The organism is Streptomyces endophyticus, assembly GCF_035798155.1.
Lineage (GTDB): Bacteria > Actinomycetota > Actinomycetes > Streptomycetales > Streptomycetaceae > Streptomyces > Streptomyces endophyticus.
The window spans coordinates 15768-36476 of sequence record NZ_JAOZYC010000130.1 but is presented as its reverse complement, the minus strand read 5'-3'; the positions used below and the strand labels follow the sequence as shown (position 1 = coordinate 36476).

The window sequence follows — 20709 nt, the reverse complement described above, 5'->3', positions numbered from 1 at the left end:
AGTCCAGGATGAGTGGCGACGCGGAGCAGGCGGGTCGGTTCGCGGGCAAGGTCGCGTTGGTGACCGGGGCCGGCTCGGGCATGGGGGCAGCGGTGGCACGGCAGTTGGCCGCCGAAGACGCGCGGGCGGTGGTGCTGTCCGACGTGAAGGCCGAGGGTGCCGAGGCCGTGGCCGACGGGCTTCGGGGCGCGAGCGTGGTTGCACTCGACGTCGCGGACGCGGCCGCGGTGGAGGCGGCCGTCGAGGGAGTGGTGCGGGAGTACGGGCGGCTCGACGTCCTGGTGCACGCCGCGGGGGTCGACGACCCCAGGGCCAAGCAGCTGATAGCGGACGCGCTGGTGGAGGACCGTCCGCCGGAGATCACCGACCGGCTCGAGGACGCGGACTGGCGGCGCGTCATGCGGATCAATCTGGACGGCACGTTCCACGTACTGCGCGCCGCGGTACGGGTGATGAGGCCGCGAAAGGCCGGGGCGATCGTGGTCATCGGCTCTTCGTCGGTCTTCGACACCCCCGTCGGCTATCCGCACTACGCCGCGTCCAAGGCGGGGGTGCACGCGATGAGTCAGGCCGTCGCCAAGGAGGTCGTCTCCGCGGGAATCCGGGTGAACGTCGTGGCGCCGGGGCCGACGGACACCGGCATGGCGGCGCGTACCCCTGCCGCGCTGCGCAGTGGATTCGCCGACCCGCGGGTGCGCCCGTACGCGACGGCCGAGGAGATCGCCGACATCGCGCTCTTCCTGGCGAGCGACGCCGCGGCGAACCTGATCGGCGCCGTGCTGCTGGCCAACGGCGGCCGGTTCACCGCCTGACGAAGGAGGCGGGCGGCGCTCCGAGGAACTCGTGCACGGGTCTTGTCCGCCGGGGTCGCGCATGCCTACGGTGCATGAATTGAGTTCAGTTTTGTGGAGCGCCTCGGTGGCGCCCTGGCGCGAGGAGACGGTCGACGTGGATCAGCTTCCGCTCGTCCTGGTGAGTGGTCTCGCCAGCGGCGCGGTGTACGGACTGATGGGTCTGGGGCTCGTGATCATTTATCGGGCGACGGATGTGGTCAATTTCGCGCTCGCGAGCCTGGCGACCATCGGTCTCTACGCGGCGTTGGCGCTCCACGACCAGGGCGTGCCCCTGGTGCTCGCCGCCGCGGCCGCGATCGTGGTGACCGCGTCGGTGGGTCTGGCCGCCCGGGAGACCGTGATCAGGCCGTTGGCGCAGGGCGAGTTGCTCTCGGCGCTCGTCATGACGATGGGCCTGTCGCTCATCGCGGAGAGCGTCATCAGCTCGATCTGGGACGACCAGCCGCGGGCCTTCCCGAGCCTGGTGGAGGGCTCCGTCGCCATCGGAGGCTCGGCGATCCCCGCGCAGAGTCTGCTGACCCTCGCGGTGGCGGCCGTGGCGATGGCCCTGGTGGCGTTCCTCTTCGGACGCACCACCATCGGCTCCGCCATGCGCGCCGTCGCCGAGTCGTCCGAGACCGCGCAGATCCTCGGTCTCGGCTCGCAGCGCATCGCGCGGATCGCCTGGGCGCTCGGCCTCGGCCTGGCCGTCATCGCCGCCGTCCTGTACGCGCCGCGGGCCGGGCTGATCCCGACCGTGCTCAGCGCGCCGCTGTTCCGGGCCTTCGCCGGGATCTTCCTCGGCGGCCTGACCAGCATGTACGGAGCCGTCATCGGTGGCCTGACGGTCGGCGTGCTCGACAACCTGGCCGCGAGCTACGTCTCGGCCGGCTACCGGGACACCTTCGTGTTCACGTTCACCATCCTCGTGCTGCTGATCCGCCCGCAGGGGTTGTTCGGCGTGCGCACGTTCCAGCGGGTCTGAGGGAGCGCACCATGTCCGCCATCAGTCGTTCCACCCTCGCCAGAGCGGCGCTCGGCCCGCTCGCCGCGGTCGTACTGATCGCCGTACTGAACTCCGGGGCCATTCCGCCCTATCAGGCCTACTCCGTGGGGCTCGCGGCCGTCTACACCGTCCTCGCCCTCTCGGTCGGGCTGCTCGCCGGCTGGTCAGGAATCTGGTCGATCGCCCATCCCGCGTTCTTCGCGCTGGGCGCCTACTTCGCCGCGTACGGCAGCGGCCACGGCTGGTCGGTGGAGGCCGTGGTGCTCGGCGCGGTCGGCTGCGGCGCCGCCCTCGGGGCGTTCCTGGGCAGCGCGGGCGCCCGGTTCTCCATGCTGTACGTGGCCCTGCTCACCCTCGCGTTCACCATGGTGTCGCTGGAGGTGATGGGGCAGTGGACCGAGGTGACCGGCGGTGACCAGGGCATCCCGATGACGAAGCTGCACAGCGCCCTGGGCCTCGGCACGTTGGCCAGCGCGGGCACCCAGGCGCAGTACATCGCCGTGGGCGTGGCCGGCGTCGCGCTCGGGGTGGGTGCGCTGGCCCGGCCCGGCGCCCTGCGGATGCGGCTCGTCGCGGCCAAGTCCCATCCGATGGCGGCGCGTTCGATCGGCATCGCGCCCGAGGCCCAGTCGGCGCTCGCCTTCGCGGTCAGCGCCGCGTTCGCCGCGCTGGCGGGCGTCCTGCTGGCCCTGGTCGTCGGTTTCGTGAGCCCCGACCCGTTCTCCCTGACGCTGGCGATCTCACTGATCGCCTCGGTCGTCCTCGGCGGAGCGGGCACCTTGCTGGGCGCGGTCGTCGGCGGCCTGTATCTGACGTGGGCGCCGACGGCCGCCGAGAGCGCGGGCGTGCCGCAGCCGATCCTGCAGGGCGTCGTGCTGATCGCGGCGCTGCTGTTCCTGCCGGGCGGCGTCGTGCTCGCCGCCGGACGCCTCGTACGCCGACTCCTGCGACGGCCCGGCCGGTCGGCGGCGAACCCGGTGGAACCGGCCGTGGACCCGCCCGAGGCGGTACCCGCACCCGCGGCCACCGCCCCCGAACTCCTGCGCCTCGACGACGTGGCCGTCACCTTCGGCGGACTCAAGGCACTCGAAGGCGCGTCCCTGTCCGTACGGGCCGGCGAGACCGTCGCGATCATCGGCCCCAACGGGGCGGGAAAGACAACACTGTTGAACGCCCTGTCGGGACTCGTCGGCGGCGGACGGGTGGCGGGCGGCGCCAGCTATCGCGGCAAGCCCCTGCTGAAGAGCCGCGCCACCGCCCGCCGACGGATCGGCATCGGCCGCACCTTCCAGCACGCCGAGACCTTCCCCGAACTGACGGTCCTGGAGAACGTGCTCTGCACCCGGCGACGTATCACCGCGGAGCACCGCGCCGCCGCCACCGAACTCCTCGAACGCGTCGGCCTCGCGCACGTCGCCGACCGCCACCCGGACGAGCTGCCGTTCGGTCTGCACAAACGCCTCGACCTGGCCAGAGCGCTCGCCGAAGAGCCCGAACTGCTCATCCTGGACGAGCCGTTCGGCGGTCTCGACGCTACCGAACGCACCCTCCTGGCACGGCAGATCGTGCGCCAGCAGGAGCGCGGCACCGCGGTCGTCATCATCGACCACGTCCTCGACGACCTGTTCGCCGTCGCCCACCGCGTGGTCGCCTTCGACTTCGGACGGCCGATCGGCGAGGGCGAGCCCGGCAAGATCCTGGGCGACCCCCGGGTGCGCTCCTCGTACCTGGGCGAGGGCGGCGACCGGGAGGAACTCCCGCCCCGCGACGGCACCGAACGCGCCGCGGTACGACTCGACGGCGTGGGCCACAGCTACGGCGGGGTCACCGCCCTGCACGGCGTCGACCTCACGATCCCCCAGGGCAGCGTGATCGGCGTCGTCGGCGCCAATGGCGCGGGCAAGAGCACCCTGGGCCGGATCCTGCACGGCACACTCCCGCCCACCCTCGGCGGGCGCACGGTGGCCGACGACCTGCGCTCGGCGCTGGTGCCCGAGGGGCGCGCCCTGTTCAAGACGCTCTCGCTGCGGGAGAACCTGGAGGTCGCCGCGTACGCCGCCGGGATCAAGGGGGCGGAACTGCGGACGCGGCTCACGGAGACCGCCGAGTGGCTGCCGCCGAGGCTGCGCGAGCGGATGGGGATGCCCGCGGCCGGTCTCTCCGGCGGCGAGCAGCAGATCCTGGCGGTCGCCCGCGCCCTGATGGCCGGGCCCGACCTGCTGATCGTCGACGAACCGGCGCTCGGTCTGTCCCCGGCGATGGTCGACGAGGTGTACGCGCGCCTCGGCCGCCTCGCCCACGAGGGACTGACGGTCGTCCTCCTCGAACAGTCACTGGGTCGCGCCGCGTCCGCCTGCCACGAGGTGCTCGTCCTGCACGAGGGCGGCATCGCCGTCCGGGGCGAGCCCGCGGACCCGGCGTTCCTCGCCCGGGCCGAACAGGCCTACTTCGACGGACAGGACGGTGCCTCCGTCCCCGTCCCGCAGAGCTGACCTCAGCTCGTACCCACCCCCTGAACTCAGGAGAGCCGCATGACCACCGAAGCCGTCGACCTGCTGATCATCGGCGCGGGCATGGCGGGTCTCACCGCAGGCGCCCGCGCCGTCCGGGACGGACTGACCGTGGTGGTCACGGAGACCGGCACGGACGTCGGCGGCTCGGCACGCTTCGCCGGCTACGCGTGGACGGCCCCGGACCACGCCACCATGGACGCCCACAATCCGCACGGAGACACCGCGCTCAAGCGGGCCCTGGTGAACCGCTTCGCCGACGGCATCTCCTGGATCCGCTCCCTCGGAGTGGAGGCCAAGGACGCGCAGCGCATCCTCAGCTTCGGCCGCGGCCACCAGTTCGACACCAACCACTACGTCGACACCTGCCGCCGCCTCGTCCTCGACGCCGGCGGCGAGGTACTCCTGGAGACCGCCACCGAACAACTGGTGGTCGAGAACGGTGCCGTGGCGGGAGCCGACGTGCGGGCGGCCGACGGCACACGCAGGCGGATCCGGGCCCGCACCACCCTCCTCGCGACCGGCGGATTCCAGGGCGACCCCGCCCTGCGCACCGCACACGTGCATCCCCTGGCCGACCGGATGCAGCTCCGCTCCAACCCGCACAGCACCGGCACCGGTTACCGGCTGGCCACGCGCGCGGGCGCCGCCACCGGAGGCGACGACGCCGGCTTCTACGGGCACCTCATCCCCAGCGGCATCCCCTTCGCCGACGGCGCCGACTTCGTGGACATGTCCCTCTACTACAGCGAACACGCCCTGCTGCTGAACCTGCGCGGCGAGAGGTTCGTCGACGAGACACGAGGCGACCACCTCACCGCCATGGAACTGCTGGAACAGCCGGAAGGGCGCGGCCTGTTGATCGCCGACACCCGGGTGTTCCGCGACTGGATCGTCGGCTCGTACGTCGAAGGAGCCGTCGCCGTCGACAAGTTCGCCCTGGCGAGCAAGCGGGGCGGCCGCGTGGGCCTCGCCGAGGACCTCGACGAACTGGCGTACCTGCCCGAGGAGTGGGGCTACGACGCACGCGTCGTCCGCGACGCCGTCGCCCTGTTCAACCAGCAGTCCGCACAGGGCCGCGAGTTGGCCCCCGGCCGGGAACTGGACCACCTGCCGCTCGACGAACCGCCCTACTACGTCATCGAGACGGTCCCGGCCATCACCTTCCCCTTCCACGGCGTACGGATCGACGACGGGGCCCGCGTCCTGGACGAGGACGGCCGCCCCGTCCCCGGGCTCCTCGCGGCCGGGTCGGACACCGGAGGCCTGTGGCACCGCGCGTACGCGGGCGGCCTCGCGTCGGCCCTCGTCTTCGGGCTGACGGCGGCCGAGACCGCTGCCGACAAGACACACCACGCGTGACCCGGCCGTCGGTCACCCGCACACCCGAGCACGTAGGAGACCCCATGCACCTCCGTCACCCCGAGATCGACCCCCAGCTGCTGTCCGAGACCGAGGAACAGCGGCAACTGCGCGCCGTCCTGCGGGACTTCTTCGCCGAAGCGAGCGGTCCGGAGGACGTCCGCAAGCACCTGGCCACGCCACGCGGGTACGACGAGGCCGTCTGGGGGCGGCTCGCGGGGGAGATCGGTGTGCACGGTCTCGCCATTCCCGAGGAGTACGGCGGATCGGGCTTCACTTTCGCCGAACTCGCCGTGGCCCTGGAGGAGTCGGGACGCGCCCTGTACTGCGCGCCGCTGCTGCCGACGGTGGTTCTCGCCGCGCAGGCCCTGCTCGACGCCGGGGACCGGCAGGCCTGCGAGCGCTACCTGCCGCGGATCGCGGACGGCACCCTCACCGCGACCGTGGCGGGCTTCCAAGGCGACGCGGCGCCCGCCATCAGCGCCGAGCCCACCGGTTCCGGAACGGTGCTGCGCGGCGCGGCGGACTTCGTGCTCGACGGCGCCGGGGCGAACTTGATCCTCGTGAGGGCCCAAACCCCGGACGGCCCACGGGTGTTCGCCTGCGAACCGGCGCCCGACACCTGCGTGCGCACCCCGCACCGCGTGCTCGACGAGACGCGACGGCAGGCACGCGTGGAGTTCCACGGCGCGCCCGCCACGCCCGTGGGGGAGTCGGGGAACACGGCGGTGGCGCTCGACGCGGGGCGGGCCGGACTCGCCGCCGAGCAGGTCGGCGGCAGCGGCCACGCACTGGACGCCACCGCCGAATTCGTCGCGCAGCGCCACCAGTTCGGGCGTGCCATCGGCTCGTTCCAGGCCGTCAAGCACCGCCTTGCCGACGTGCTCGTCGCTCTCGAAGCGGCGCGCTCGGCGGCCACGTACGCGACCGCCTGCGTGGCCCTCGGCTCGCCCCAGCTCCCAGTGGCCGCGAGCGCCGCCGCCGCGGTCTGCTCCGAGACCTTCCGCCTGGCCACGGCCGAGTACGTGCAACTGCACGGCGGGATCGGCTTCACCTGGGAGCACCCGGCGCATCTCTACGTACGCCGCGCGCGCAGCGCCGAGGTGCTGTTCGGCACGGCGGAGCAGCACCGGGCCCGGCTCGCCGCGCTCGTCGGCCTCGACCAGCGATCCGCGGCCTGAGCCGACAGGAGAGGACCACATGACCGGACACGACACACCCACCCTCGCCGCACCGTTCACCCTCGGCGGGCACACCCTCCGCAACCGCCTCGTCGCCACCGCGCACGCCACGGCGGCCGTCGCCGACGGCGCCCCCACCGACGCGGACGAGGCCTACTGGCGGCGCCTCGCGCAGGGCGGCGCGGGCATGGTCGTCACCGGTGGCACCGCCGTGGCCCCCGAATCGACCCTGCCACAGCGGTACTTGACGGAGGCCTGGCGCCCAGACATCAAGGACGCCGTGCGCCGCCGCGCCGAGGCCATCACCGACAACGGCGCCGTCGCCATCGCCCAGCTCGTCCACCTCGGCCGGGAGACCCTGGGCGCGGGCACGTACTACGCGCCCGTCTCCGCGGCCGGCGTCCGCTCGCCCCGCGAGGCGAGCGCGCCCCACGGGCTGACCACCGAAGAAGTACGCCATGTGGCCGACGCGTTCCGGATCTCGGCGGCCAACAGCGTGCAGGCCGGCTTCCACGGCGTCGAACTCCACGCGGGGCACGGCTACTTGCTCGCCCAGTTCCTGTCCCGGGTCACCAACACCCGCACCGACGAGTACGGCGACCGGATCGCCCTGCTGGCCCAGATCATCGAGGCGATCCGCACCGAGATCGGTGAACTCCCTCTGGGCGTAAGGGTGTCGGTGGAACCGGGAGAGAACTCCGGGCTCGGCCTCGAAGACCTCGTCGAGCTGTTGCCACGCCTCGGCGCCGCCGCCCCCTTCACGTACGCCAATGTCACCACCGGGGTCCGCAACACCTACGTCCCCGGCATGGCCACCACCCGCCCGCCGCTCCTCGAATCCGTGGCCCGGCTGCGTACCGCGGTCGACGTTCCCCTGCTGATCAGCCAGGGGTTCCGGTCGGCCGCCGACATCGGGCGGGCACTGGAGGCGGGGGCCGATCTCGTCGGCATGACACGGCCGTTCATCGCCGACCCCGACGTCGCCCGCAAGATGGTCACCGGTGACGAGAGGGCCATCCGCCCCTGCACGGGCTGCAACGAGGGCTGCCGCACCTTCGAACCCACCGGTTCCTGCTCGGTCAACCCCGAACTCGGCCCGCCAGGCGCCGCCGCCCGTCCCGCCGTCCCGCTGCTGCTCACCCGGCTGCTCACCCGGCGCGGACCGAGGCACGAATCCGTCGCGGTCGTCGGGGCGGGCCCCGCCGGCATGGAGTGCGCGATGGGGCTCGCCGGGGCCGGCCACGACGTGGTCGTCTTCGAGCGCGCCGCGCAGGTGGGCGGCCAGGCCCGGCTGGCCGGACTCGCCGTGCACCGCACCGGCTGGCGGGCGCTCGTCGACTTCCAGCAGGGCCGCCTCGCCGACCTCGGGGTCCCGGTTCGCCTCGGCACGTCACCGACCGCCGCCGAACTCGCCGCGTACGACCAGGTCGTGTACGCCACGGGCGCCGAAGAGGCCGAGACGCACATCCCCGGCAGTCCGCCGGCGCTCACCAGCACGGACTTCATCGCCCGGTACGCCGACGTCGTCCAAGGCGCCCGCAGGGTCGCGGTCCTCGACGACGGATTCGGCTGGTGGCAGGGGATCAGCGCGGTCGAGTGCGCGCTGGCCGCCGGGGCGAGAGAGGTCACCTTCGTCACCCCCGGCACCGGATTCGCGACCGGCCTCTCGCCGGAGAACCGCACCCAGTTGATGAACCGGCTCGCCGGTGCGCGCCTGCGGGTCCTCCCGATGACGACCGTGACGTCGACGACCGGCGACCGTGAGGTGTGGTTGCGCGGCGTTCTCGACGGCCAGTCGTCCAGCCTCGGTGCCGACGTCCTCGTGACCGTCGGTGAACGCCGCCCGCGCCCCTTCGACCACGTACCCGCCGAAGGGCAGACCGTCCGCGCGGTCGGCGACTGCGTCGTACCCCGCCGCATCGCGCACGCCGTCGCGGAGGGACGCGCGGCGGCAAGGGAGGTGGCGCGGACCGACGGCACGTTCCCCTCCCTCACCTGAGGCGAAGGCATTACCTAAGGAGAAGGCAATGACACGTCGCACAGTGATCGTCGGTGGAGGCTCCGCAGGCTGTGTGCTGGCCGCCCGGCTCAGTGAGGACCCGGCGAACACCGTCGTCCTCGTCGAGGCCGGGCCCGACTATCCGACGACGCAGGAGATGGCGAAGGCCGCACCGGAGCTGCTCGACGCCGACCGGATCGGCGTGCCCACGCACGACTGGGGCTACGCCTCGACCGACGAGGTCGAACGGGCCGACGGCAGCCCGCTGTTCGGGCTCGTCGAGCGGGGCGTCGTCCCCGTGCTGCGCGGCAAGGTCATCGGCGGCTCCTCGGCCGTCAACGGCGCCAACGCCCTGCGGCCCACCCCCGAGGACTTCGCCCGCTGGACCGGACTCGGCAACGACGAGTGGTCCTGGGACCAGGTCCTGCCGTATCTGAGGAAGTTCGAGGACGACCCGGCCGGAGCCGCCGACAACGATCATCTGCACGGCACCGGCGGCCCGGTGCACATCACACGCTTCACCGAAGACGACGGGCTGCTGCCGATCGGGTCCGCGTTCCTGGAGGCGTGCGCGCAGGCCGGCCACCCCGTCCACCAGGACATGAACGGCGCCGAGCGGCTCGGCGCAGGACCGCTGCCCCTCAACCGGCGCGACGGTGTCCGCCAGAGCACGGCCGTCAGCTACCTCGCCGCCGCCCGCGGCCGCGCCAACCTCACCGTCCTCGGCGAACGCACCGTGGACCGCGTCGAGTTCGCCGCCGACGGCACCACGGCCCGCGCGGTGCTCCTCGCCGACGGCACCCGCATCGAAGGCGACGTGATCGTGCTGGCGGCGGGTTCGCTGGGCAGCCCGGCGATCCTGATGCGCTCGGGCATCGGCCCGCGGCGCGTCCTCGACGAACTGTCCATACCGGTGGTGAGGGCCCTGGAAGGAGTCGGCCGGAACCTGCGCGACCACTCCATGGTGTACCTGACGTACGCGGTCGACGAGGAGGCCGTCGGCGCGATCACGCCGCCGCTGCAGACCGTGCTCACCCTCCCCGCGGGCGGTGCGGGGCAGGGCCGCGAGGTCGACCTGCACGCGGTGACGCTCACGATGGAACCCGGTGAACTCCTCATCCCCTTCGTCCTCTACCGCCCGTACTCGCTCGGCAGCATGGAGATCACCTCACGGGACCCGGACACCGCCCCGCGCATCCACCTCGGCCTGTTCGATCACCCCGACGACCTGCGCCGCATGATCTCCGGCATCCGCGAGATGCGGAAGGTCATGGAAGCGGCTCCGTTGCGCCCGTTCGTGAAGGCCGAGACCTGGCCGGGCCCCGAAGCGACCACCGACGCCGACCTGGCCCGCGCCGTCCACGAGGGCAAGAACACCTGCTGCCACGCCGTCGGCACCTGCGCCATGGGCGGCGCCGACACCCCCACCGCGGTCGTCGACCAGCGCGGCAAGGTGCACGGCGTCGACGGCCTCTACGTCATCGACGCCTCGATCATGCCGGACATCCCGGCCGAACCGACCAACACGACCGTGATGGTGATGGCGGAGCGTTGCGCGGACGAACTGCGGCGAAACGCCTGACCGTTGACGGAACGCGGGCCCACGACACGGCCGACCGCCGATCTCAGGCGGTCGGCCGTGTCGTACGCGCTCAGGCGTCGGCCAGGGCACGGCCACCCCTGGTTGCGGTGGGATCAGGGGGCGGCGGTCGTCCGCTGAGCGTACTTCTCGGAGGCGGCGCTGATGGCGGCCATGGTCTGCTCCTTCCACTCGCCGTTCCGTACCCAGGAGTTGTGCTCGCGGATGGGCTGCAACTGGCCCCGGAACTCCGGGATGACGTACTCGGCCCAGAGTTCGAGCGCGCGCTTCTGCTTGTCGAAGGCGGTGAAGTCGGTCAGCGTCGTCACGAAGCTGCCGAAGCCACCGGTCTGGTCCGCCAGCTTCCGGATGAGTTCGATGGCTGTGTCGGGCGTCCCGATGAGTACCGACCCCGACTCGATCGCCTCGTCGATCATGCCCTCGACGTCCGGTTTCGTGGAGGCCGGCAGCGGCGAGATGTGCGCGAGGTAGTTCCAGATCTCCTCGAAGCCGTAGGCACAGTCCTGGCGCGCCTGCTCCTCGGTCTCGGCGATGTGGGTGATGGCGGAGAGGCGCCAGTTCCTGCGGTCGATCGTGCGACCGTGGTCCGCGGCCTCCCGCTCCGCGACGCCCCAGTGGGTGCGGAGGGCCTCGAAGGCCACCGGTGAGCTCGCGGAGAGGTTGATCATGCCGATGCCGAGCCTGCCCGCCGTCACCGGACCGGACGGCGAGGTGACGGCGGCGACGACCACGTCGAGTTCGGGGACGGTGTAGGGACGTAGCTGCAGCTTGGCCTCGCGCAGGTCGTACCACTCGGTCTTCTCCGTGACGGTCTCGCCGCGTAGGAGCCGCATGATGACGTCGGCGGCCTCGAGCATCCGGTCGCGCTGGGTGGCAGGGTCGATGCCGAGCATGTAGGCGTCCGAGATCAGCTGTCCCGGTCCGAAGCCCATCATCGCGCGTCCGTGGGTGAGGTGGTCGAGCATCACCAGCCGCTCGGCGAGCAGGAACGGGTTGTGGTAGGGCAGCGAGTTCACGGCGGTGCCGAGCTTGATGGTTCGCGTGGTGCGCGAGGCCGCCGCCAGCATCAGTTCCGGGGACCCGATCGGCTCATGGCCTCCGGAGTGGTGCTCGCCCAGCCACGCCTCCTGGAAGCCGAGCCGGTCGGCCATCTCGATGATGGCGAGGTCCCGCTCGAACAGGACGGTCGGGCTGACGCCTATCTTGTGGAAGGGGGCCATGAAGACGCCGAAGTTCGTCGGGTAGTGCGATGCGGACATATGCGATGAGCCTCTCGGTGGCGGGTGTTCACGGGAAGGGGTACGGGCGGCAGCGCGCGCGTCAGGGCGACGGAGGCACCACACTGCCGCCGAAGGCGACGACCAGCGGGATCGGGTCGAAGTACTCACAGAAGCGGACGATCCTGCCGTCCCGGATGGTGAAGCAGGTGATGTAGTCGTTCTTGTACTCGACCGGCCGCACCATCTTCATGTCGCTCTTGTAGAAGGCGACAACCTGACCGGCGTCGGAGTGCAGCGTCTCGAGGCGGATGTCGTGGAGGCCCTCGGTGACGATGGCCTCAGGCAGGGGAGCGAGGAACTCCATGACGGCCTCGACGCCGTCGATACGGCGTGGGAATCCCGGCGGCGCCCATCGCATCTCGAAGATTACGTCGGGGGCGAGCAGTTCCCGTTTGACGTCGAAGTCCCAGTCGTTGATCGCCTGGAGATACCGCTCGGCGATCGCCATGTTCGCCTGTCGCAGCGCGTGTTGTTCCACAAGACTCCCTCTCACTGGCTCTGTTCCGGTGTCTGGGGTGCCTGGTGCGGGGCGGCGACTCGGATGCGGCGCGGTGCCGGGCTCCTTGCACCATGGCCTTCATGCCCGTGCGCCGAGCAGGGCAGGACTATGGCCTGGACGCACGGTCCACGAGTTCGTCGTCCAGCCGTCCCATTCGGCCGCGGAAGTAGGCGAGCGGCGAACCCCCGCCAACGCGCGCCCGGACGACCTCCGCGAGGAAGACCGTATGACTCCCGCCGCTCACCTGCTGCACCACCCGGCACTCGAGGGTGGCGAGGGAGCCGTCCAACAACGGTGGCCCGTCAGGGCGCCCGGAGAAGGGCACGTCGGCGAACTTGTCGCCGCCCTTGCCGGCGAACCGCTCGGCCATGGCGGACTGGTCCTCGCTGAGGATGTTCACGGCGAACGTGCGCGAGGCACTGACCGCCTGCGCGGTCACGGACTGCTGATTCATGCAGATCACGAGCATCGGGGGCGCCAGCGACAGTGAGCTGACCGCGCTGACGGTCGTGCCGCAGGGCCTTCCGCCATGGCGCGTGGAGACGACGGTGATGCCGCTTGCGAAGTGCCCGATGACGTACCGGAAATCATCGGGAGATACCGTCTGACGGGCCGCCCCGGACGACCGTGTCATCGCATCGTCCTGCCGCGTCTCGCAGTGGGCGCGCAGCGACGGGCCGGCTGCCAGCCATCCTCCGGCTCGGGCGTAGCCGATCATCGCGTCGAAGCCGGCCTGCCACTCGGGGTCCGCGGCGTGTTCGCCGCTGAGCTGTCGCAGGGCTTCGACCTCCAGGTAGGCATGCCCGTCAGCACCGACCTTCCCCAGGCCTGTCAGCGCCAGCGCCTGCGCCAAGCCTTCGTTGCCGCCGTCATCGCTCACTACGACGACTTTGAGGGACCCGAAGTCGCCTGCCTCTCGTAGGGCCGAGGAGGCGGCTGATGAACGGAGGTCAACTTGGACGTACATGGATGGTTCCCTCCTGATCGAAGGTCGTCCGGTGGCTCGCGATCGGCTGCCCGGAGACTCCGCGAGCCCCGACAGAGCTAACCGAACCAAAGTCAGGTTGATTTAAGGGTCTGTCCCGCATCCAGTCAACAGGAACGACCAAAGTCAACCCGCACACCTACAGGCGTATTGACGTCATCCGAGTATGGAGACCGGTCCTTTGCCAGAAGTGAAACAAATTTGGTTCAGCTTGTGGGGCCCGCCGCTTCCTCGTATCCGTGCGCTCAGCTGTCGTACACGTAGAATCCGCGCCCGCTCTTTCGCCCCAGATGCCCGGCCGCCACCATCCGCTGGAGCAGTGGGGGAGCGGCGTACAAGGGTTCCTTGAACTCCTCGTACATCGACTCGGCCACCGCCTGTGCCGTGTCCAGGCCGATCAGGTCGAGCAGCCGCAGCGGACCCATCGGATGGGCGCAGCCCAGCTCCATGCCGCGGTCGATGTCCTCGGGGCGGGCCGCGCCGGCCTCCACCATGCGGACCGCGGCGAGCAGATACGGCACCAGCAGGGCATTGACCACGAACCCCGAACGGTCGGGCGCCTGAATGGCCTCCTTGCCGAGTAGTTCGGTGGCGAACGCGCGGGCGCGCGCCACCGTGTCCGCGCTGGTGGTCAGGGCGGGAATGACCTCGACGAGCTTCTGTACCGGTACGGGGTTGAAGAAGTGCAGGCCGACGACGCGGGAGGCGCGGCCGGTGGCCACGGCGAGGTCGACGACGGGGATCGATGAGGTGTTGGTGGCGAGGACGGCCTCGGGGTCGGCGAGAACCTTGTCCAGTTGCCGGAAGAGGTCGAGCTTGATCTCCCGGTTCTCGGCGACGGCCTCGATGGCGACCTGCCGGTCGGCCAGGTCGCCCAGGTCGTGGGTGAAGGCCAGCCGGGCCAGGGCCTGATCGCGCTCGGCCTCGGTGAGTTTGCCGCGCCGCAGTCCGCGGTCCAGGGATGCGACGAGGCGGGCCCGGCCCGCGGCGGCGAGCTCGGGCGTCGACTCGGCGACCGTGACGTCGATGCCGCGCAGTGCGGCGACCTCGGCGATGCCGGAGCCCATGAGGCCGCAGCCGACGACGCCGAGGCGGGAGAGGGTAGGGATGTCAGGCATGAAGTTCCTTTTTGAAGTGGGGAGTTCAGCGTTCGTGGGCGGAGAGAACGGTCATGGCCGCGGCGGCCCGCGTGTCCTTGCCGCGGTCCCGCAGCCACTCCCGGAGCGCAAACTTCTTGATCTTGCCGCTGGCTGTGTACGGCAGGGCATCGACGAGGAAGAGGCTCTCGGGGATCTTCTGCGTGGCCACCTCACGGGCGGCCAGGTGCGCGCCGATGTCCTCAAGGGTGAGTTCCGCCTCCCCGCCGGTCACCACGAACGCGCAGGCCCGCTCGCCCGTGCGCGCGTCGGGTCCGGCGACGACGGCGACCTCGGTGACGGCGGGATGGTCTCCGAGGAGGTTCTCCACCTCGTGGACGCTGATCTTCTCGCCCGAGCGGTTGACGATGTCCTTGATGCGGCCCTCGATGTGGAGGGCACCGTGTTCGTCGAACCGGGCCAGGTCGCCGCTGCGGAACCAGCCGTCCCGGGTGAACGCGGCCTCGTTCAGCCGCTCGTCGAGATAACCGAGGCAGGTGTCGGGTCCGCGCCAGAGTACCTCGCCGAGGACGCCCTGCGGCGCCGTCGCGCCCGCATCGTCCGAGACCACGACCTCGGTCGGGGCGAGGGGCGTGCCGTCGGTGCGGGTGCGGATCCCGGCAGGGTTCCACCGGTCGGCCGCGGTCACCGAGGGGCCTTCGGTCGCCCCGTACATGCGGGTCACCACACCGAGGCGGTCCGCGGCCCGGCGCGTGAGGTCGTCGGGTATCGCCGCGACGCCGCAGACGAGGTATCTGAGCGTCGGCGCCGTCACGTCAGCGGCCTCGGCGGCGGCGAGCAGGCCCATCAGGAACGGCGTCGAGAAGATCGCGAAACTCGCCCCGTTCCCGTTGATCCGGCGCAGTGCGACCGCCGGGTCCCACACGTCCTGGAGGACCACCGGGGCACCGAGCAGAAAGGGCAGTACGAGGGCGCAGTTGACCCCCGTGATGTGGGTGACCGGGGAGGGGGTGAAGATCACGTCCCGCTCGTTGAGCGCGAACTGGTCGATCATCGAGAAGTTCTCGAAGACCAGGGTGTTGTGGCTGTGCAGCACACCTTTGGGGTCGGCGGTCGTGCCGGAGGTGTAGAGCAGGAGGCAGACCTGGTCGGGATCCGGCGCGGGCAGCGCGTCCACCGTCGCCTCGGGATCGGGACCCGCCGAGCCGAGGAACGCCTCCCAGGATGACGACGTACCGTCGCCCGGCGTCGCCGTCGACGACCACCACGTCCCGCAGTTCGGGAAGGTCGTCGCGCAGTCGCCGGTAGAGGTCCGGATAGTCGAAGCCCCGGTATCGGCCCGGCACGAACACGACCTTCGTCCGCGCCTGGCGCAGGATGAAGCGGAGCTCGTGACCCCGGTAGATGGGCACGATCGGATGGGCGACGGCGCCCACCTTCATGATCGCCTGGAAGAGCACCACGGCCTCGGCCCGGTTGGGCAGTTGGAACGACACGACGTCGTCCTGGCCGATGCCGCGGGCGTGCAGGGCGGCGGCCAGCGCCGTCACCTGCAGGTCGACCTCGGCGAACGTCAGACGCCGGTCACCGTCGACGACGGCGAGCGCGTCCGGCCACAGGGCTGCCGCCCGGCGCAGATACCCGGCCACCGGGCGGTCCCGCCAGTCCCCGCGGGCGCGGTACTGGGCGGCGCGTTCGGCCGTGGGCAGACGCGTCGGCCGCATGGGTGCCTCCTGGGTCGGTTGTCTCTGGTCGGTCGTCCGGGAATGTGCCAGCGGCCGGTTCACACACGGGTCTCAGACATTGCGCCGATACGCGCCGCCCACCTCGAAGAACGCCTCCGTGATCTGCTGAAGCGAGCAGACACGCGCGGCGTCCATCAGAACGGCGAAGGCGTTCTCGCCGCTGGTCGCGGCGCGCTTCAGACGGTCCAGGGCGACCTCCGCGTCCTGGGCGTGCCGGGTCTGGAATTCCCGCACCCGGTCGAGCTGGGACTCCTTCTCCCCCTCGGTGGCGCGGGCCAGCTCGACCGTGGCCGGGGCCGTGTCCTCGGTGTGCGGCTTGAGGAAGGTGTTGACGCCGATGAGCGGCAGCGTGCCGTCGTGCTTGCGTTCCTCGTACAGCATCGACTCGTCCTGGATACGGCCCCGTTGATAGCCCGTCTCCATCGCGCCCAGCACACCGCCGCGCTCGCTGATCCGCTCGAACTCGGTGAGGACCGCCTCCTCCAGGAGGTCGGTGAGTTCGTCGATGATGTACGAGCCCTGCAGCGGGTTCTCGTTCATCGCGAGGCCCCACTCGCGGTTGATGATCAGCTGGATGGCGAGCGCCCGCCGCACGGAGTCCTCGGTCGGGGTGGTCACCGCTTCGTCGTAGGCGTTGGTGTGCAGGCTGTTGCAGTTGTCGTAGAGCGCGATGAGTGCCTGGAGGGTGGTGCGGATGTCGTTGAAGTCCATCTCCTGGGCGTGCAGGGAGCGGCCCGAGGTCTGCACGTGGTACTTGAGCTTCTGGCTGCGCTCGTTCGCCCTGTAGCGGTCCCGCATCGCCACCGCCCAGACGCGCCGGGCCACCCGGCCGAGCACCGAGTACTCCGGGTCCATGCCGTTGGAGAAGAAGAACGACAGGTTCGGCGCGAAGTCGTCGATGTGCATGCCGCGGGCCAGGTACGACTCGACGTAGGTGAACCCGTTGGCGAGCGTGAACGCGAGCTGGCTGATGGGGTTCGCCCCGGCCTCGGCGATGTGGTAGCCGGAGATGGACACCGAGTAGAAGTTGCGGATGTCCTGCTCGATGAACCACTCCTGGATGTCGGCCATCATGCGCAGGCTGAACTCCGTGGAGAACAGGCAGGTGTTCTGTCCCTGGTCCTCCTTGAGGATGTCGGCCTGCACGGTGCCGCGCACAGTGCTCAGCACCTGTGACCGGATCTCCCGCTCCCGCTCGGCGTCGGGTGCGTGGCCGTGCTCGGCGGCGTACGCGTCGAGCTGCTGGTCGACGGCCGTGTTCAGGTAGAACGCGAGGATCGTCGGCGCGGGACCGTTGATCGTCATGGAGACGGAGGTGGTCGGCGCGACGAGGTCGAACCCTTCGTACAGCGCCTTCATGTCCTCCAGCGTCGCCACCGACACACCGGAGGTACCCACCTTGCCGTAGATGTCGGGGCGCCGGTCGGGGTCGCGTCCGTAGAGGGTGACGGAGTCGAAGGCCGTGGACAGGCGCGTCGCCTCGGAGCCCTCGGACAGCAGCTTGAAGCGGCGGTTGGTGCGGAACGGATCGCCCTCCCCGGCGAACATCCGCGCCGGGTCCTCGCCCTCCCGCTTGAAGGGGAACACCCCCGCCGTGAACGGGAAGGAGCCTGGCAGGTTCTCCGCCCGCAGAAAGCGCAGCAGCTCCCCGTGGTCGGCGTACCGCGGCAGTGCGACACGGGGGACCGGCGTGCCCGACAGCGACTCGCGCACCAGCGTAGTGCGCAGCTCCCGGTCGCGTACCGAGACCACCAACTCGTCGCCGGAGTAAGCCTGTACGGTCGCCGGCCACTGTTCCAGCGCGCGGCGGGAGGCCTCGTCGAGCCGTTCGTGTGCCGTGCCGAGCAGCCGGTCGACACCGTCCGTGGACGACTGCTCGTCCGCCAACTCATTGCGTACCGACGTCAGTTGCTGGACGCGGCGTGCGATATCGGCCTGGTCGAGGGTGCGCGCGTGATACGTGCGCACCGTCTCCGCGATGTCGGCCAGATAGCGCGAGCGCTGCGGCGGCACGATCTGCGCCGCGCCGCTGGAGTGACGTACGGACACCTCCGGCAACGCCCCGGCGCCGACCGGCAGGCCGCGCTCGGCGAGCAGGGTGCGCAGATGCTGGTAGAGCGCGGTGACACCGTCGTCGTGGAAGGTCGCCGCGCTGGTGCCGAACACCGGCATGTCGTCCGGACGCGACCCGAACGCCTCCCGGTTGCGCACCAGTTGGCGTCCCACGTCGCGCAGGGCGTCCGAGGCGCCGCGCCGCTCGAACTTGTTGATGGCGACGACATCCGCGAAATCCAGCATGTCGATCTTCTCGAGCTGCGAGGCGGCGCCGAACTCGGGCGTCATCACGTACAGCGACACGTCCGCGAAGGGCACGATCGCCGCGTCACCCTGGCCGATGCCGGGTGTCTCGACGACGACCAGGTCGTAGCCGGCCGCCCGGCACGCGGTGATCGACTCGCCGAGCCCGTCGGGGAGTTCGCCCCTGCCGCGGGTGGCCAGCGAGCGGAAGAAGACCCGGTCGCCGTCCAGGGAGTTCATCCGGATGCGGTCGCCGAGCAGTGCGCCGCCGCCGCGCCGCCGCGTCGGGTCCACGGCGAGCACGGCCACCCGCAGCGTGTCGCCCTGGTCGGTGCGGAACCTGCGCACGAGCTCGTCGGTGAGCGAGGACTTGCCGGAACCGCCCGTGCCCGTGATGCCGAGCACCGGCACCTGGCGGGCCGCGGCCGCCTTCTCCAGTGCCCGCAGGTCCGCGGGCGGCACGGCCTGGGCGGCGGCGCCGGACAACACCCGTGCAAGGGCGGGGCGTTCACCGGCGAGCACGCGGTCGAGCTCGGCCGGCGACTCCTCCCAGGGGGCGGTGTCGCACGCCTCGATCATCGACCGGATCATCCCGACGAGGCCGAGGCGCTGTCCGTCCTCCGGCGAGAAGATGCGCACCCCGGCCCGCGCGAGCCGCTCGACCTCCTGCGGCACGATCACGCCCCCGCCGCCGCCGAACACCCGCACGTGCCCGGCGCCGCGCTCCCGCAGCAGCTCCATCAAGTACTCGAAGTACTCGATGTGACCGCCCTGGTAGGAGCTGACGGCCACGCCCTGGACGTCCTCCTCCAACGCGGCGTCCACCACCTCGCCGACCGAGCGGTTGTGCCCGAGGTGGATCACCTCCGCGCCCTGGGCCTGAAGGATGCGCCGCATGATGTTGATCGACGCGTCATGGCCGTCGAAGAGGCTCGATGCGGTCACGAAGCGGACGGGATGCTGTGCGCGGTACGGCCGCGCCGCCGCGTCGCCTGCGGACATGGGCACTCCAGACTTCCCCTCACGCGTCGGCAGGGGCGGATACGGGTGGGCGGATACGGATGGGCGGACGCTTCCCATACTGAACCGAAGTAGGTGCAAGTCTCAAGGAAAATATTGAAGTCAGTTCAGTTCGGTGTCAGTCTCAAGGGGTCGTACGTGTCGCACGGGGACGAATCCCAGGAGGAACGATGCTGGCCGCCAGGCTGTACGGAGCCAAGGATCTGCGGATCGAGGAGATGCCCGAACCCGAGCCGGGCCCCGGCGAGGTGAAGATCCGCGTGGCGCACGCGGGGATCTGCGGAACCGACGTGCACGAGTACTTCGAGGCGCCTCGTGCCACCCACGAGCCCAACCCGCTGACCGGGGCCACCCTGCCGCAGACGCTGGGCCACGAGTTCGCCGGAACCGTGGTCGCCCGCGGCGAGGGCGTCGACCGGGCCGCGCCCGGCGACCGGGTCTGCGTCCGGCCGATACGCACCTGCGGGGTCTGCTCTCGGTGTACTGAGGGTCTCGATCACCTGTGCGCGAAGCTCGCCGCGATCGGGGTGACCTCGCCCGGCGGCGGACTCGCCGAGTACGTGGTCGTGCCGACCGGGTCCGTGCACCGGCTGCCCGACGGGGTCTCGCTGGAACAGGGCGCGCTGGCCGAGCCGATGGCCGTGGCCCTGAACGCGGTGGAGCGCGCCGGTGTGCGCGGCGGCAGCGCCCTGGTGACGGGCGCGGGGGCGGTCGGCATGGGGGCGTTGTTCGCGCTACAGGCGAACGGGGTCGACGACGTGCTCGTGGTGGAACCCTCGCCGTCCCGCCGGGCCGCGGCCGAGCGGCACGGCGCCCGCGTGCTCGATCCGGGCGCGGTCGACGTGGTCGACGAGGTCATGCGGCACACCGGCGGCCGCGGTGTCGACGCCGCCGTCGAGTGCGCGGGCCGGCCCGACGCGCTGAACACCGCCATCCGCTCGCTTGCCGCCCGGGCGCCGGTCGTGATGGTCGCCCTGTACTCGGGCCCGGTCGCCATCGACGCCTCCGTCGTGCGTCTGGCCGAACTCGCGCTGCTCGGCTCCGAGGCGTACCCCGACGGCGTCTTCGAGCGGGTCTTGGACCACATGGCCGGCGGCCGCTTCCCGGTCGACGGCTGGCTGGAGCACATCCCCCTCGCGGACGCCGTCGCGGGGCTGCACGACGTGCGCGACGCGCGGCGGACCAAGGTGCTCGTCGACATCCCTGTGCGTAACGGGAGTTGACCCGGAGCGGTGGCGGGGGCGACCCAGGGCGGTAGCGGGGGTCGGCCCGGAGCGGCGTCGAACCGAATCCA

Annotated in this window: 14 protein-coding genes and 1 pseudogene; 8 read left to right on the top strand and 7 right to left on the bottom strand. The window is 71.2% G+C overall.

Annotated elements, in window-relative coordinates; translation table 11 throughout:
* The first annotated feature begins 8 nt into the window (after positions 1-8).
* From OKJ99_RS22225 to OKJ99_RS22195, 7 genes are all read left to right on the top strand, one after another.
* A complete protein-coding gene (locus OKJ99_RS22225; RefSeq protein WP_326018974.1) occupies positions 9-812 on the top strand; it encodes an SDR family NAD(P)-dependent oxidoreductase in 804 nt (267 codons plus the stop codon).
* Positions 813-891: 79 nt separating this feature from the next.
* On the top strand, positions 892-1818 hold the full coding sequence (locus tag OKJ99_RS22220; RefSeq protein WP_326018972.1) for a branched-chain amino acid ABC transporter permease: 927 nt from the start codon (positions 892-894) through the stop codon (positions 1816-1818).
* Positions 1819-1829: 11 nt separating this feature from the next.
* Complete coding sequence (locus OKJ99_RS22215; RefSeq protein WP_326018971.1) at positions 1830-4331, top strand: ATP-binding cassette domain-containing protein; 2502 nt, start codon at positions 1830-1832, stop codon at positions 4329-4331.
* 39 nt (positions 4332-4370) lie between these two features.
* A complete protein-coding gene (locus tag OKJ99_RS22210) occupies positions 4371-5711 on the top strand; it encodes an FAD-dependent oxidoreductase (RefSeq protein WP_326018969.1) in 1341 nt (446 codons plus the stop codon).
* A gap of 44 nt (positions 5712-5755) precedes the next feature.
* Positions 5756-6892 (top strand): acyl-CoA dehydrogenase family protein, encoded by a 1137-nt coding sequence (locus OKJ99_RS22205; RefSeq protein WP_326018967.1) that lies wholly within the window; start codon positions 5756-5758, stop codon positions 6890-6892.
* A 19-nt stretch (positions 6893-6911) separates the two neighbouring features.
* Complete coding sequence (locus OKJ99_RS22200) at positions 6912-8891, top strand: oxidoreductase (RefSeq protein ID WP_326018966.1); 1980 nt, start codon at positions 6912-6914, stop codon at positions 8889-8891.
* A gap of 28 nt (positions 8892-8919) precedes the next feature.
* A complete protein-coding gene (locus tag OKJ99_RS22195; protein ID WP_326018965.1) occupies positions 8920-10473 on the top strand; it encodes a GMC family oxidoreductase in 1554 nt (517 codons plus the stop codon).
* Between the two features lie 113 nt (positions 10474-10586).
* Here OKJ99_RS22195 and OKJ99_RS22190 read toward each other — a convergent pair whose 3' ends face one another.
* From OKJ99_RS22190 to icmF, 7 genes and pseudogenes are all read right to left on the bottom strand, one after another.
* Positions 10587-11750 (bottom strand): LLM class flavin-dependent oxidoreductase, encoded by a 1164-nt coding sequence (locus OKJ99_RS22190; protein WP_326018964.1) that lies wholly within the window; start codon positions 11748-11750, stop codon positions 10587-10589.
* A gap of 61 nt (positions 11751-11811) precedes the next feature.
* Positions 11812-12249, bottom strand: coding sequence for a nuclear transport factor 2 family protein (locus tag OKJ99_RS22185; protein ID WP_326018963.1), 438 nt, complete (start codon positions 12247-12249; stop codon positions 11812-11814).
* Between the two features lie 127 nt (positions 12250-12376).
* A complete protein-coding gene (locus OKJ99_RS22180) occupies positions 12377-13150 on the bottom strand; it encodes a flavin reductase family protein (protein WP_326018961.1) in 774 nt (257 codons plus the stop codon).
* 350 nt (positions 13151-13500) lie between these two features.
* Positions 13501-14373 carry a 3-hydroxybutyryl-CoA dehydrogenase gene (locus tag OKJ99_RS22175; RefSeq protein WP_407700743.1) on the bottom strand — a complete coding sequence of 291 codons (873 nt, stop codon included), beginning with the start codon at positions 14371-14373 and terminating at the stop codon, positions 13501-13503.
* A gap of 25 nt (positions 14374-14398) precedes the next feature.
* Positions 14399-15670 (bottom strand): AMP-binding protein, encoded by a 1272-nt coding sequence (locus OKJ99_RS22170; protein ID WP_326019068.1) that lies wholly within the window; start codon positions 15668-15670, stop codon positions 14399-14401.
* Positions 15609-16076, bottom strand: a pseudogene (locus OKJ99_RS43780) (AMP-binding protein); the annotation flags it as partial. The pseudogene OKJ99_RS43780 and the gene OKJ99_RS22170, both read right to left, overlap by 62 nt.
* A 72-nt stretch (positions 16077-16148) precedes the next feature.
* Positions 16149-19397 (bottom strand): fused isobutyryl-CoA mutase/GTPase IcmF, encoded by a 3249-nt coding sequence (gene icmF, locus OKJ99_RS22165; protein ID WP_326018959.1) that lies wholly within the window; start codon positions 19395-19397, stop codon positions 16149-16151.
* Positions 19398-19585: 188 nt separating this feature from the next.
* Between icmF and OKJ99_RS22160 the strand changes: the two genes are divergently transcribed.
* Entirely contained in the window at positions 19586-20638 is a 1053-nt protein-coding gene (locus OKJ99_RS22160) for an alcohol dehydrogenase catalytic domain-containing protein (RefSeq protein WP_326018957.1), read from the top strand.
* Positions 20639-20709: the final 71 nt, after the last annotated feature.